This window comes from Algoriphagus zhangzhouensis (assembly GCF_900148515.1).
GTDB lineage: Bacteria > Bacteroidota > Bacteroidia > Cytophagales > Cyclobacteriaceae > Algoriphagus > Algoriphagus zhangzhouensis.
In genome coordinates, this window is the sequence record NZ_FRXN01000004.1 from 87,055 (window position 1) to 101,423 (window position 14,369).

Here is a 14,369-nt window from a genome sequence, read left to right on the forward strand (position 1 = left end):
ATCCATGTCTTGACTGGATTTCTGCTGAAAGCCAGTTCTGAAAATTTCTTCCAAATCTCACTATTAGCGATGATTTTGAGATTAATAAGCTCATTTGTGTTTGTTGGAATAGAAGTTTGGGCTGGAATGGAAAATATTCTTTTGTTTATTTCGGATTTCTTTGTGCTTTTTTTGTTCTACCTGATTTTTGATATATACACCTTTATAACTAACTTGCGCCCGATTTCGAAGTAGCCCTCAAAAAAACGAGTTGATGACGCGCAAATTTCTGGCCCTAAGTCTTTTAATTTCAGCACTTTTGCTGAGTGTTTCTAGCGCGGTATTCGCGTCTAGTTCTGAGACGGAAGAAAGTAATGAAAGTCCAACGGAATTTATCATGCACCACGTGAAAGATTCCCATGAATGGCATTTTTTTAACATTGGACATACTCATGTCACTCTTCCTTTGCCGGTGATAACCTACGCGGCAGACAGAGGATTGGAGTTTTACATGTCTTCTGATTTCCAAAATCATGATACTCATCTTTTCGGAGAGGAAAATGCTCACAATGGTATCTATATCGATAGCCATGAGCATTTGGGTAGAGTAGACGGAGGTTCTATTATGGATTTTTCCATTACCAAAAACGTAGCAATGATGTTCTTGGTGATCGGATTGGTTCTTTGGATCACTCTTTCAGCAGCAAGACACTATAAGAAAAATGGTGCTGTTTCACCAAAAGGTGCAGCTTCTATCGTGGAGCCAATTGTGATTTTCGTTCGTGATGAAATCGCAGAGAAAGCGATCGGTCCAAAATACAAGAAGTTTGTTCCTTACTTGTTGACTTTGTTCTTCTTTATCTGGATTGGTAACCTTTTAGGCTTGATGCCGGGTGCTGCCAACTTGACTGGAAACATTGCTGTTACTTTTACCTTGGCGATTTTGACCTTTATCTTGGTTAATATCAACGGGAATAAGGATTACTGGAAGCACGTTTTTGCAACTCCTGGAGTTCCTGCACCACTTCTTCCAATTATCGTAGTAGTAGAATTTATTGGTCTGTTTACCAAGCCTTTCGCATTGATGGTTCGTTTGTTCGTAGCTATCACAGCAGGACACATTGTAATCTTGGCTTTCATAGCTTTGGTTTTCATTTTCGAGTCCTATGCTATTGGTGTGGTAAGTACCTTGATGGTGACCTTTATCAATATGATCGAATTACTTGTAGCGACTATTCAGGCTTATGTATTTACCCTTTTTACAGCAATGTATATTGGGGGTGCAGTAGCTGAGCACGCACATGACGATCATCATTAATTAGTAAATTTCTTTGTTCAATTTATAAATCTAAAGTTTATGTTAACTTCTATCTTGTTGACTGCTGGATTGGCTCTTATGGGTGCTGGTATCGGTGCAGGAATTGTTGCGATTGGCGCAGGACTTGGTATCGGACGTATCGGTGGCCAAGCTATGGAATCTATTGCTCGTCAGCCTGAGGCTGCTGGTAAGGTTCAAACAGCTATGCTAATTATCGCAGCGTTGATCGAGGTGGTTTCCCTGTTTGCAGTAGTAGTATGTCTACTTATTGCTTTGAACGCAGGTGGTATCGCTTTCTAAGAACACAGAGAATAGGGATTGGCGTTAGGCCAATCCCTTCTTATTGAACAAAACCGAAATTATAAACAATCATCATGGATCTTATTTCACCTAGTTCTGGCCTGATTTTCTGGCAATTGTTCGGCTTCTTGGCCCTACTATTTATCTTGATCAAATTTGCTTGGAAGCCAATGTTGGCAGCTCTTGAAGAGCGTGAAAGCACTATTGACAATGCCTTGAAAGCTGCTGAGCAAGCAAGAAATGAAATGGCAAACTTGAAAGCTGAGAACGAGAAGTTGTTGGCTGAAGCAAGATTGGAAAGAGATACTATCTTGAAGAAAGCTCACGATGCTTCTGCGAAAATGATCGAAGAAGCTAAGGAAGAAGCCAATAAGCAAGGTGCTCAAATGATCGAAAACGCGAAAGCGGTAATCGAAACAGAGAAAAAGGCTGCTTTGGCTGAAGTGAAAACTCAAGTAGCTACCTTGACTCTTGAAGTAACAGAGAAATTGTTAAGAAAGAACTTGTCTGACGAGAAGGCTCAAAAAGACCTTGTTGACGGATTTGTGAATGAATTGAAGCTTAATTAATTCCACCTCATGTCAAACTACAGAGTAGCATCCCGCTATGCCAAGTCCATTTTGGAACTTGCTCTAGAAAAAGGCAAGCTGGAGGAAGTACATGCGGATTTTCAAAAAATGACTGCTATCGCAGCGTCTAATAGAGAGTTTTCTTTACTCTTGAAAAACCCTGTGATTCATTCTGATAAAAAATTAAAAGTCTTGAAGGCTTTATTTCCAGAAGCTCAGGCAATGACCCAGACTTTCTTTGAAATCGTTTCAAGAAAGAACAGAGAGTCTATATTGCTTGATGTGGCCAAGGAATTTGAAGTACAATACAATCTTCAAAAGTCTATTCAGGTAGCTGAATTGACTACTACTTTCGCAATTGATGATAAATTGAGAAAAGAGTTTGAAGCAATTGTAAAGGAAATATCAGGAAAAGAAACTGTTCAGTTGGTGGAAAAAATAAACCCAGCATTGATCGGTGGATATATTCTGAAAGTTAATGACCGTCAATTGGATGAGTCACTAAGCAGCAAACTGAGAGAATTGAAAAATCAGTTTAGTCAAAATCACTACGAAAGTAAAATCTAATCTTAAAAGCATTAATCAATCTATATCATGGCAGAAGTAAGACCAGATGAAGTTTCGGCGATCTTGAGAGAGCAACTCTCAGGTGCCAGAACAGAGGCCGAACTCGAAGAAGTGGGAACAGTCCTTCAAGTAGGGGACGGTGTAGCTCGTATCTATGGACTTTCTAAGGCTCAGGCCGGGGAATTGCTGGAATTCGACAATGGTCTGAAAGCAATGGTACTGAACTTGGAAGAAGACAATGTAGGCGCTGTATTGTTCGGTGACTCTAAAGAGATCAAAGAAGGCGATACTGTAAAGCGTACTAAAAAAATTGCTTCTATTCAGGTAGGTGAAGGAATGTTGGGCCGCGTTGTGGATACTTTGGGTAACCCAATCGACGGTAAAGGCCCTATCGCTGGTGATTTGTACGAAATGCCTTTGGAGCGTAAAGCACCAGGTGTAATCTACAGACAGCCGGTAACTGAGCCTCTTCAAACTGGTATCAAGTCAATTGATGCGATGATTCCAATCGGTAGAGGACAGCGTGAATTGGTAATTGGTGACCGTCAGACTGGTAAGACTGCGGTAGTTATCGATACCATCCTTAACCAAAAAGAATTTTACGATAAAGGTGAGCCTGTATTCTGTATCTACGTTGCTGTAGGCCAGAAAGCTTCAACTGTTGCCGGTGTGGTAGCAGCTTTGGAAAAAGGCGGTGCCCTTCCTTATACAGTAGTTGTTTCTGCAGCTGCTTCTGATCCTGCTCCTATGCAGTTCTTTGCTCCATTTACTGGTGCAGCTATCGGGGAATTCTTCCGTGATACAGGACGTCCTGCTTTGGTAGTTTATGATGATCTTTCTAAGCAAGCTGTAGCTTACCGTGAAGTATCTCTACTATTGAGAAGACCTCCGGGACGTGAAGCATATCCAGGTGACGTATTCTACCTTCACTCAAGATTGCTAGAAAGAGCTGCGAAAATCAACAAGTCTGACGAAATCGCTTCTCAGATGAACGATCTTCCAGATTCTCTAAGACCTTTGGTAAAAGGAGGTGGTTCTTTGACCGCACTTCCGATTATCGAAACTCAAGCTGGTGACGTTTCTGCATATATCCCGACTAACGTAATTTCCATTACTGACGGTCAGATCTTCTTGGAGACTAACTTGTTTAACTCTGGTATCCGTCCAGCGATCAACGTAGGTATCTCTGTTTCCCGAGTTGGTGGTAACGCACAGATCAAATCTATGAAGAAAGTAGCTGGTACTTTGAAGTTGGATCAAGCTCAGTTCCGTGAATTGGAAGCATTTGCTAAGTTCGGTTCTGACCTAGATGCTACTACTAAGCGTACGATCGAAAGAGGTAGAAGAAACCAAGAGATCTTGAAGCAGCCTCAGTACTCTCCAGTATCTGTAGCGCATCAGGTAGCTATCATCTACGCTTCTACTAGAGGCTTGATGGATACTGTACCTGTTGAAAAGGCAAGAGCATTCGAGAAGGAATTCTATACCTTGTTGGATACTTCTTATCCAGATGCATTGGAGTTGATCCTAAAAGGAAATATCGACGGAGCAGGTGAAGTTTTGAAAAAAGCTGCTGCTGAACTAGCTCCTAAATACGCAAACTAAATCAAACCAACCGGAGGTGAAAGCCTCCGGGTTTTAGATATCTGATTACAATTAAGCACGAATGGCTAACCTCAAGGAAGTAAAGGAACGGATCAATTCGGTAGTCTCTACACAGCAGATTACCAAAGCAATGAAAATGGTATCCGCTGCGAAACTCAGAAGAGCTCAGGACAAAATCGTTCAGATGCGTCCTTACTCTCAGAAGTTGACCAATATCCTGAATAATGTTTCTGCTGCATCTGAAGGTGCTTCTGACATTGTTTTTGCTGAAAAGCGTGATGTGAAAAAGGTATTGATCGTACCTGTCACTTCTGATAAAGGCCTTTGTGGTGCTTTCAATACGAACGTGATCAAGGCTACCAATGCTGCGATCAAGGATCAATTTGCTGGTAAAGAAATTACAATTTTGCCTTTGGGTAAAAAAGCTTACGAAACTTTCAAGAAGCGTGAGTTTTCTGTAATCAACGATTTCTATCAAGTATTCTTGGATGTATCTTTTGACAATGTCAGAGCTGCTGCAGAATATGCGATGAATGGATTTATTGCTGGCGACTATGATCAAGTAGTATTGGTATTCAATGAATTCAAAAATGTAGCTACTCAAATCATCCGTACCGAACAGTTTTTGCCAATGGCAAAAGAAGAAGGTGCTGACGAAGTAAAAGCTGCTGAATCAGATTATATCATGGAGCCTTCCAGATCTTATATTATCGAGGAATTGGTTCCTACTTCTTTGAAAATTCAATTCTACAAAGCTGTATTGGAAAGCAATGCTTCTGAGCATGGAGCTCGTATGACAGCAATGGATAAAGCCACTGAAAATGCTGGTGAATTGTTGAAAGAGTTGAGATTGATGTACAATAGAACTCGTCAAGCGGCGATTACCAATGAGATTTTGGAAATCGTAGCAGGTGCAAATGCACTAGGCGGAAACTAATTACAATAGACCTATCTTCGAAACCACAGCTCGCAAGGGTTGTGGTTTTTTGTTTTTAGGCTGCACGCCCTATTTCTTTTTATTTCTTATTTTAGCCGATATGAAATTCCCCATTTTGAAATCGCCTCTGGTTTTATTTGCGATTGCTTTCCTTTTTTCTTGCCAGAAAGAACAGGAAGAAGTCCAAACTCCTCCCAATGTGATCATCATTCTTGCTGATGACTTAGGCTATGGGGATATCGGAGCTTTTAATCCTGAAAGTAAAATCCCGACTCCCTACATAGATCAATTGGCAGCAGAGGGAATGTTGTTTACGGATGCTCATACTCCTTCGGCGGTTTGTACACCTACCAGATATGGATTGTTGACTGGTAGATATAATTGGAGATCCAAATTGAAAAGTGGCGTTCTTACAGGAAAATCCCCTGCTTTAATTCCAGATGATCGATCCACGATTGCCTCTGTTTTGAAAAAACAAGGCTACAATACAGCTTTTATTGGAAAATGGCACTTGGGATGGAATTGGGGGATGAAAGATGGAGCCGAAGATAAAGGTGAAGGTTGGGATCCACAGGATTTCGATCATATTGATTTTGCCAAATCAATCACGCATAATCCAAACGACTTGGGTTTTGACTATGCTTATGGGCATTCTGGATCTTTGGATATGGCACCCTATGTATATGTTGAAAATGGATATTCTACTTCTGTTCCAGATACTGTAACGGTGAATACAGGGAAATATTCCTGGTGGAGAAAAGGGCCCACTTCAAATGATTTTGACCATGACCAAGTAACTCCTCATTTCTTTTCGAAGGCTCAAGATTTTATAAGAGAACAATCAAAATCCGAAAATCCGTACTTTTTGTATTTAGCATTACCATCTCCTCATACTCCTATCCTTCCAACTGAAGAGTGGCAGGGGAAAAGTGGCTTGGTGCCTTTTGGAGACTTTATGATGATGATTGATGATTATGTGGGAAACTTGATGGAAACATTGGAACAATCAGGTCAAGCTGAAAATACCTTGGTAATTTTCACAAGTGATAATGGAGGCTCCCCTGCTGCCGGGCTGAATGTGATGGAGGAAATGGGACACCGTTCCAATTACATTTTCAGAGGCCATAAGGCGGATATCTACGAAGGAGGACATAGGGTTCCATTTATTGTTCGTTGGCCTGTCAGAATCCAAGGAGGAAGTAAAAGAGATGTAACAATCAACTTGACTGACGTGATGGCTACAGTGGCGGATTTATCCGGATATTCATTAGAGGACAATGAAGGCGAAGACAGTTTTAGTATGGTGGAGCTATTGGATGCGAATCAAAAAGTTGAATCTTTCAGAGAAGCGAGTGTCTATCATTCCATCAATGGAAGTTTTGCTATTCGTAAAGACGATTGGAAACTAATCATGGCAAAAGGCTCAGGAGGATGGAGTTCTCCTAAACCTAATACTGAGGAAGAAGAAGGCTTGCCTGATGTCCAATTATACAATCTGGCAGATGATATTCAGGAAACAACCAACGTATATGAGTCTCATCCAGAAATAGTGGAAGAGTTAAAGAACCTTTTGATCAAATATATTCAAGAAGGGAGAAGTACTCCTGGAACTCCTCAGAAAAACGATGAGATTTCAGTTCCTTGGACGCAACTTTGGTTTATCAATGAATAATGGAAATAGCGATAGCCTAGACATAAAGTCTGGGCTTTTTTTCTGTCGCTCCATCTATCGAAAATTTACCTCCTCCTGAAATGCAGAGGGTAAGAAAGCAAATGAAGAACATTAATGGAAGTTCTTTTCTACTAAATGGATCATCTAAATGCGCGTAAAAAGCAGCTGTTAGCATTGTGATCATCAATGGAATGGTAGCTAATCTAACCTTGAACCCAATGATTACCAAACCCGCGCAGATTACTTCTGCAAAGGTTGCTAGAGATAATGAAACAACTGGCCCAAATCCAAAAGGGTCTGAAAACTTCACTTCATCTGCAAAAAGTCTACTGATTTTTGGGATGCCATGGGTAAGAATCATTGCTCCTGAACCAAGGCGTAGGATTAACAGGCCAATGTTTTTTTCAAAGGATTTTTTCATAGGGGTGACTCTAATACCCGCTTAAAAAAATAAAAAATGGGCTAGATGTAAAGCCCATTTTTATATTTCTACTTATTTTTTTAGGAAAGGTATTAGCTGTATCTGCCTACTTCAAATCCATTGATCTTTAGAGAAGTGTCTTTCTGTTCATGAAGTTCAGCTAAGAGTTTCCCTGTAGCTGGTGCCAAAGAAACCCCCATCATCGAATGTCCACTGCCAACTAGCACATTGGTGTAATTAGGTGCAAACCCGATGTAGGGCAACCCATCAGGGGAGCAAGGTCGAAGTCCTTTCCAGATTTTATCTGTTTCAGGAAACTTGGCTTCAAATTCAGGGTAATACTGATTGATGGATTCAAAAATCCCCTTTACTCTATTGATATTTACTTTCTGGCTGGTACCGGTAATCTCCATGGTTCCTCCAAATCGGATGGTTTCTCCATATGGGCTGACCGCTACCTTTTGCTCCGTTAAGATGGTAGCTTGCTTGATTTCTGGATTATTTTTCTGAATAAAAGAATAACCTTTTCCTCCCATCATAGGAAGAGAAAAACCTAACATATCTGCCAATTCTCCAGACCAAGAACCACCGCAAAGAATCACCTTTTCACATGAAAGACGACCTTCTTTGGTAATCACAGCAGTGACCTGTGTTGCGGTTTTTTCGAATCCTTTGACTTCAGATTCAGTCAAGAATGTTACTCCTTTTTCTTTCAAATAGGTTTTTAAGAAGCCATACAAAGCTCCCGGGTCCAAATGTGCATCCCCTGGGAAGAGAACCGCTCCACGAGCATTCAATTTGATATTGGGTTCTATTTCCTTTAGCTCGCTTGGTCCCAAAACCTCAGCTTCCAAACCATGCTTTCTTGCCAAGAAAGCAAACTCAGTTTCTTCCTTTTCGATTGCTTCTGTTTGGTAAGCCATCATCAAGCCCTTTTCTTGAAGTGCCAATGTGGCTTCAGGATGCTCAGCTTTGAAAGTAAGGTAAAGCGCCTTGCTTAGAAGACTCAGGTTTTTAAGGTGGGGGATGGCTTTTTCTACTTGTTTTTCATTGGCATTTTTGAAAAACAGCATGCACCATCTCGCCAATTTGTAGTCCAATCTTGGATGGATATAAAATGGGCTCTTAGAAGAAAACATCCAAGAAATTCCCTTGCTGATCATTCCTGGCGCCGCTAAAGGGATAATATGGCTCGGTACAATCATACCTGCATTTCCAGTCGAGCAGTTTTGGCTCAGATCAGTTTTGTCAATGACTGTAACTTCGACTCCTTCTTTTTGAAGGAAATAAGCGGTGAATAGTCCTACAATCCCACCGCCAACGATTAAAGTTGGTTTCATTTCTAGAATCAAGAATTTAGTATCAAGAATCAAGAACCATAGAACTGTATTGGTTCTTGGCTCTAGGCTCTTGTATCTTATATGACTTGGAATCCATGTACATAAGGGTCATCATCATCCAAAATGATGGTGTTGTAGCCATACACTTTGGCCCATCCCTCGATACTTGGAACTATTGCCGGCTGTCCGGCGATTTCTGTTACTTCTTCAATTCTTCCGATAAACTTAGATCCAATGAAGCTTTCATGGATGAATTCATCGCCTGGCTTGAGCCAGCCTTTGGCAAACCATTGAGCCATTCTAGCTGAGGTCCCAGTGCCGCAAGGTGATCTGTCAATTGCTTTGTCTCCATAGAATACAGCATTTCTGGCTGTACTTGTCTCATCGATGGTTTTACCTGTCCACATCACATGGGAAAGTCCCCTGATCTTTTCATGCTCAGGATGAACGAAGTCGTATTTTTCATTCATCTTTTTTCTGAGATTTCTAGCCATGGAGATCAGTTGCTCAGCTTTGAAATGCTCTAAGCCTGGGAAGTTTTCCTGTGGATCCACAATGCAATAGAAATTGCCTCCGTAAGCCACATCTACGGTTAATTTCCCTAATTCTTCGATTTCTATCTCAAGGCTTTCAGCTGCCAAATAACTTTTGACATTGGTAAGTTTGACTGATTTGACCTTTTTGCCTTCCTGCTTATACTCCACCAAAACCAATCCTGCTGGGGCTTCCATTCGAAGGAATCCGGGAGTTTTTGGATGAATTAATCCTTCTTCGATCGCAATGGTTATGGTCCCAATCGTACCATGTCCACACATAGGAAGGCATCCGGAAGTCTCAATAAATAAGACTGCAAAGTCATTTTCTGGATCATGAGGAGGGAAAAGCATGGATCCGGACATCATATCGTGTCCTCTCGGTTCGAACATTAAGCCTGTTCTGATCCAATCCAGATTTTCCAGAAAATATTGACGTTTTTCAAGCATATTATCTCCTTTGAGAAAAGGAACACCGCCTGAAACAACTCGTACTGGATTACCACAAGTATGGGCATCAATGCACGAGAAAGTATGTCTTGATGGCATATTTTTATTAGAAATTAGAAATCTAATATTTGAAATTCTCGGGAATCAACAGTTTGTTTTCTTTGATTTCAAACTCTGAATTCCCGAGAATCTTCAGTTTTCTTATTTAGTATAAGCTCCGTTTACCAATCTCCAAATCCCCAATGGATTACCATCTTTCAATGCATCTGGAAGCAATTCCTGAGGCATGTCTTGAAGGGCAATCGGTCTTGCAAATCGTTTGATGGCATGTGCACCTACAGATGTGCTGTTTGGAGCTGTAGTGGATGGATATGGGCCACCATGCTGCATCGCAAATCCAACTTCTACTCCAGTTGGAACTCCTTTGAATAGCAATCGACCGCATTTTTCTTCCAAAAGGTTCAACAAGAATAGTTGATCTTTCAATTCGGAATCCTCAGCCCAAACGGTAATAGTCAATTGGCCATGAAGATTTTTGACGATTTCAAGTAGCTCCTCTTCAGTTTCATACACTACCATCATCGCAAATGCTCCAAAGACTTCTTTTTGGAATACTTTATCCTTAATCCAATCAGCAGCCTGAATTTCTGCCAAGGCAGTACTTCCGTTGATTAGGTGTTGAGGATCGGCAACTTTCACCCATCTCAATTCTTCTCTAGATTGGAAAAATTGGATAGAATCATAATATGCTTGAGCAATGCCGGGGTGAAGCATTGGCGCAGAAGCAATGTCGTTTAGTTCTTCAGCGATAGCTTTTTCAAAATCTTTTGCCTGCGTTTTAGGAACGAAAATCAACCCTGGATTAGTGCAAAACTGACCTACTCCCAAAGTCAAGGAAGAGATAAATGCTTTTGCCAAAACATCATTATTCTTTTCAAGCTTTTCTGGGAAACAGAAAATAGGATTGACAGAACCCATCTCAGCATAAACTGGAATAGGCTCTTCTCTTTGGCCAGCCAAATCAAATAAGGCTTTTCCACCTGCATGAGATCCTGTGAATCCTACAGCTTTTGCCAAAGGATGCTTCACCAAAGCCTGTCCCACATCAATTCCTCCTTCGACATGCGTAAAGATTCCTGAAGGCAATCCTGATTTTGTAATGGCTTCAGCGATACATTCAGCAACTTTTTTGGAAGTCTCTGGATGTGCAGGGTGTGCTTTATAAATAACAGGACAACCCGCAGCCAAAGCAGAAATGGTATCACCACCAGCCGTAGAAAATGCCAATGGGAAATTGCTTGCTCCGAAAACAACCACTGGACCCAATGGAGTCAACATTCTTCGAATGTCAGCCTTAGGTAATGGTTGTCTCCCCGGGTCAGCAGGATCGACGGTCGCTTCTACCCAAGATCCTTCTTTTACTAGGTTTGCAAATAGTTTGATTTGACCGGTGGTACGCCCAAGCTCGCCATTGATTCTACCTTCTGGAAGGTTAGATTCTTTGACAGCAAGAGGAACAATCTCGGCTCTATGTGATTCTAATATTTCAGCCAATGTCTCCAAAAATGCTCCTTTCTCTTTACCAGATAGGTTTTTGTAAAAAAGGAAGGCTTCTTGGGCTGACTCAAATAATTGATCGATGTTCATTTTTGAATGGATTGAAAATTGTAAGATTCGAATTAAAATTATGCAAAAATCTGATGATAGACCTTTGCATAGGTAATACTCCTATTTTCCTGATTTTAGGCTACTTACAATTTCGGCCTTTTTGCTAAACCTTCGGTAATAATCGCTTCAATTCTCTCTCTTTCTTCACCAATCAAGGTTAATCTTGGAGCTCTAACATACTCAGAACCTACTCCACAATGCTGTTCAGCCAATTTGATGTATTGAACCAATTTAGGATGAATATCCAATTCAAGAAGTGGAAGGAACCATCTGTAGATTTCTCTGGCCTCTTCGATTTTACCTTCATTTACCAAATTGAAGATGGTTACAGTTTCTTTAGGGAAAGCACAAACCAATCCTGCAACCCATCCTACAGCTCCCATTAGCAATTCTTCCATGGCCAAGGTATCTACACCACAAAGCAATTGATATCTGTCTCCAAAACGATTGATCATACGGGTCACATTAGAAATGTCACGAGTAGATTCTTTGATCGCTTGAATATTTGGGCAGTCTGCAAGATCTGCAAACATGTCAATAGTCACCAAAGTCTTGTAATCTACAGGGTTGTTGTAGATCATGATTGGAAGGGTAGTAGAATTTGCGACGGTTTTGAAATATGTAACTACTTCACGAGCATCAGCAGAATATCTCATTGGAGGTAGCATCATCAGACCTGAAGCACCTAGTTCTTCAGCTTTCTTAGCCCAGAATAGTGCATCTTGAGTAGCTCCTTCGGCAATGTTAAGGATCACAGGAACCTTACCATCTACATATTTCACAGTTTCACTTGTCAATTGGATTTTTTCCTCTTGAGAAAGAACAGAGCTTTCTCCCAGTGTTCCACCTAAAATAATTCCGTGAACACCTGACTCTAGTTGAAAGTCAATATTTTTGAAGAATAGATCCATATCCAAAGTTCCATCTGCATGGAATTTGGTTGTTACAGCTGGGAATACGCCTTTCCAATTCATAGTATTTTTTTATTTCAAAGGTATGCCAACTCTAAAGGGCTATCTTTCACAGTATTAGTATATGATGATGCAATATTGACTTTTTAATCACTTATAATTTCAAAATACCTTAAAATACTATTAATTTAGCCTTATGTCAAAGGTTATTGCTTTTCAGATTCCAAAGTCCCAAAAGGAGTTTATTCGATTTCAGCAGGATAGAGGAGGTTACTTTTATGATAAGTTGCACCAGCATCCCCAACTTCAATTGACTGTTGTTTTGGAGGGAAGTGGTCAATTTTTGAGTGGAGACTACATGGGGAGATTTCAGCCAGGAGATGTTTTTTTCTTAGGAGAGAACGTTCCTCACGTATTCCGAAGTGATGCCGAATATTTTGCGGACGATTCTATTTTACAAATTGCTGGGGATACACTTTTTTATGATTTCCAGGCATTCGGTGATTCAATATGGGAAGTGGAGGATTTGCAGGGATTAAAGAGTTTTTTACCTCCAAAAGGTTCTTGCTTCCAGATTTTTGGTGAGACACAGGTAAGAATTCAAGAGCTATTTAAGGAGTATCAAGCCAGCAAAAATTTGTTTCGCTTTCAGAGGGGGATGGAAATCTTAGCAGTTTTAGAAAAAGGGTCTGAAGATTTTATTTCTTTAAATAAGACTGAAGGATTGGTAGGGCTCTCAGAAAAAGATGGAAGTAGGATGGATCAAATTCTCCGGTACCTTTTAAATAATAGGTTTCGGGCTATTTCACTGGATGAAATTTCGGAGGAGGCCAATATGAGCAAAGAAGCTTTTTGTCGATTTTTTAAAATGCGTACAAGAAAGACATTTACCCAATATGTCAATCAGCTCCGAATTAGTGAGGCTCAAAAGCTTTTGAAGGAGTCGGACAAGAATGTTTCTGAAATAGCTTTTAGCATAGGTTATGAAAATCTATCTCACTTCAACAGGAATTTCAAAGTGATCACCGGCAAAACACCAGTTGAATTCAGGAAATCTCAGATGATTTAAATTTTCCATTTCAATCTTATTTGTGGTTTCTGTTACTTTTTTTCTACAGTTGAGGAATTTCCTTGCTCAATCATTTCATTCGTTTTTTTTGGCATCTCATTCTTGACGCTCTTTTAAAATACTGTAAATCAAATAGTTGAATATTAGTTTGTTGAATTCTTCATACCTAAGGCATTAATCTTGACTAATGGGATGTAGGAAAATTTAACTACTATGAAAAAGCTACTATTATCATTTGCGCTAATCCTGATGGGTGTAAGTGCATTTTCACAACAAAGAGTAAGAGAACTAGATGAGATCAATGAGGACAATTCCTGGTTGAAGCTCGGAGTGAATTTAGGTGCTCCGGTAGGAGACCTTTCCAACTATTCTTCATTTGCGTTAGGGCTTGACGTTGCAGGCCAATTTATGAGAACAGACAATTTTGGTTTAGGTGTAGCTTCTGGTTATACCCAGTACTTTAAAAAGTCTGACGTTTCTTATGCTGAAAATTTCGGAGTAATTCCTTTGGGGGTCATGTTTAGATATTACCCACAGCCTTCAGGATTTTTTGTAGGTACAGATGCTGGGTATTCCTTTTTCACGGGAGATGGAATGAGTGAAAGCGGTGGGGCATATATCCGCCCTCAATTAGGTTATCACAACTATGATTGGAACATCTTCGGTTTTTATAACCATGTGTTCAATTCCGATCCAGGAATAGATGTTCAGGCTATCGGTGTTGCGGTGACATATAATATCAGATTTAAATAATCAACCAAACAACCAAAAACACAGGCACTATGAAAGCGATAGAACTTTTAGAAAATAAAATTTCCAAAGTAGCTGTATTGGCTATCCTAGGAGTTTTGATTTCTTTTCAAATTTTTGCTCAAGATGGCGGCTTAGATGTCGATATCAACATCGGTAAAACCGAATGGTATGAGCAAACTTGGGTATGGGTAGTTGGAGCTGCTGCCTTTATCTTGATCCTAGTAGCTCTTTTAAGAAGAAAAAAATAGCTGAGTTTAGTTTAATTGGGAGGAGAGGC

15 protein-coding genes are annotated in these 14,369 nt (G+C 40.3%); 10 read left to right on the forward strand and 5 right to left on the reverse strand.

Going from position 1 to position 14,369, the window contains the following annotated elements:
* Window positions 1-253: 253 nt before the first annotated feature.
* The 7 genes from atpB to BUF13_RS14565 all read left to right on the forward strand — a co-directional run bounded on the left by atpB (window position 254) and on the right by BUF13_RS14565 (window position 6,947).
* Window positions 254-1,297: a F0F1 ATP synthase subunit A gene (gene atpB / locus BUF13_RS14535; protein WP_073572557.1), complete on the forward strand. Its 1,044-nt coding sequence runs from the start codon at window positions 254-256 to the stop codon at window positions 1,295-1,297.
* A 39-nt stretch (window positions 1,298-1,336) separates the two neighbouring features.
* The gene (atpE, locus tag BUF13_RS14540) at window positions 1,337-1,597 is read left to right on the forward strand and encodes an ATP synthase F0 subunit C (RefSeq protein ID WP_073572558.1); all 261 of its coding nucleotides are present in this window, start codon (window positions 1,337-1,339) and stop codon (window positions 1,595-1,597) included.
* 74 nt (window positions 1,598-1,671) lie between these two features.
* On the forward strand, window positions 1,672-2,166 hold the full coding sequence (locus tag BUF13_RS14545) for a F0F1 ATP synthase subunit B (RefSeq protein ID WP_073572559.1): 495 nt from the start codon (window positions 1,672-1,674) through the stop codon (window positions 2,164-2,166).
* Between the two features lie 9 nt (window positions 2,167-2,175).
* Window positions 2,176-2,733: an ATP synthase F1 subunit delta gene (gene atpH / locus BUF13_RS14550; RefSeq protein WP_073572560.1), complete on the forward strand. Its 558-nt coding sequence runs from the start codon at window positions 2,176-2,178 to the stop codon at window positions 2,731-2,733.
* Between the two features lie 27 nt (window positions 2,734-2,760).
* Window positions 2,761-4,338, forward strand: coding sequence for a F0F1 ATP synthase subunit alpha (gene atpA / locus BUF13_RS14555; RefSeq protein WP_073572561.1), 1,578 nt, complete (start codon window positions 2,761-2,763; stop codon window positions 4,336-4,338).
* 61 nt (window positions 4,339-4,399) lie between these two features.
* Window positions 4,400-5,275 carry an ATP synthase F1 subunit gamma gene (gene atpG, locus BUF13_RS14560; RefSeq protein ID WP_073572562.1) on the forward strand — a complete coding sequence of 292 codons (876 nt, stop codon included), beginning with the start codon at window positions 4,400-4,402 and terminating at the stop codon, window positions 5,273-5,275.
* 100 nt (window positions 5,276-5,375) lie between these two features.
* Window positions 5,376-6,947 carry a sulfatase family protein gene (locus BUF13_RS14565; protein WP_083586472.1) on the forward strand — a complete coding sequence of 524 codons (1,572 nt, stop codon included), beginning with the start codon at window positions 5,376-5,378 and terminating at the stop codon, window positions 6,945-6,947.
* A gap of 16 nt (window positions 6,948-6,963) precedes the next feature.
* Here the strand turns inward: BUF13_RS14565 and BUF13_RS14570 are convergent, their stop codons facing one another.
* The 5 genes from BUF13_RS14570 to BUF13_RS14590 form a co-directional block, all read right to left on the reverse strand.
* A complete protein-coding gene (locus BUF13_RS14570; protein ID WP_073572563.1) occupies window positions 6,964-7,368 on the reverse strand; it encodes a DoxX family protein in 405 nt (134 codons plus the stop codon).
* Between the two features lie 92 nt (window positions 7,369-7,460).
* Window positions 7,461-8,708, reverse strand: a complete 1,248-nt coding sequence (locus BUF13_RS14575) for an NAD(P)/FAD-dependent oxidoreductase (protein ID WP_073572564.1) — start codon at window positions 8,706-8,708, stop codon at window positions 7,461-7,463.
* A 77-nt stretch (window positions 8,709-8,785) separates the two neighbouring features.
* Window positions 8,786-9,790, reverse strand: coding sequence for a 4-hydroxyproline epimerase (locus tag BUF13_RS14580; protein WP_073572565.1), 1,005 nt, complete (start codon window positions 9,788-9,790; stop codon window positions 8,786-8,788).
* 102 nt (window positions 9,791-9,892) lie between these two features.
* Complete coding sequence (locus BUF13_RS14585) at window positions 9,893-11,350, reverse strand: aldehyde dehydrogenase (NADP(+)) (RefSeq protein ID WP_262710383.1); 1,458 nt, start codon at window positions 11,348-11,350, stop codon at window positions 9,893-9,895.
* A 92-nt stretch (window positions 11,351-11,442) separates the two neighbouring features.
* Window positions 11,443-12,333 (reverse strand): dihydrodipicolinate synthase family protein, encoded by an 891-nt coding sequence (locus BUF13_RS14590; protein WP_073572567.1) that lies wholly within the window; start codon window positions 12,331-12,333, stop codon window positions 11,443-11,445.
* A 133-nt stretch (window positions 12,334-12,466) separates the two neighbouring features.
* Here BUF13_RS14590 and BUF13_RS14595 point away from each other — a divergent pair, with 133 nt between their 5' ends.
* The 3 genes from BUF13_RS14595 to BUF13_RS14605 all read left to right on the forward strand — a co-directional run bounded on the left by BUF13_RS14595 (window position 12,467) and on the right by BUF13_RS14605 (window position 14,340).
* Window positions 12,467-13,339 (forward strand): AraC family transcriptional regulator, encoded by an 873-nt coding sequence (locus BUF13_RS14595; protein WP_073572568.1) that lies wholly within the window; start codon window positions 12,467-12,469, stop codon window positions 13,337-13,339.
* Window positions 13,340-13,552: 213 nt separating this feature from the next.
* On the forward strand, window positions 13,553-14,092 hold the full coding sequence (locus BUF13_RS14600) for a hypothetical protein (RefSeq protein ID WP_073572569.1): 540 nt from the start codon (window positions 13,553-13,555) through the stop codon (window positions 14,090-14,092).
* 29 nt (window positions 14,093-14,121) lie between these two features.
* Window positions 14,122-14,340: a hypothetical protein gene (locus BUF13_RS14605; RefSeq protein ID WP_073572570.1), complete on the forward strand. Its 219-nt coding sequence runs from the start codon at window positions 14,122-14,124 to the stop codon at window positions 14,338-14,340.
* The last annotated feature ends 29 nt before the right edge of the window (window positions 14,341-14,369 follow it).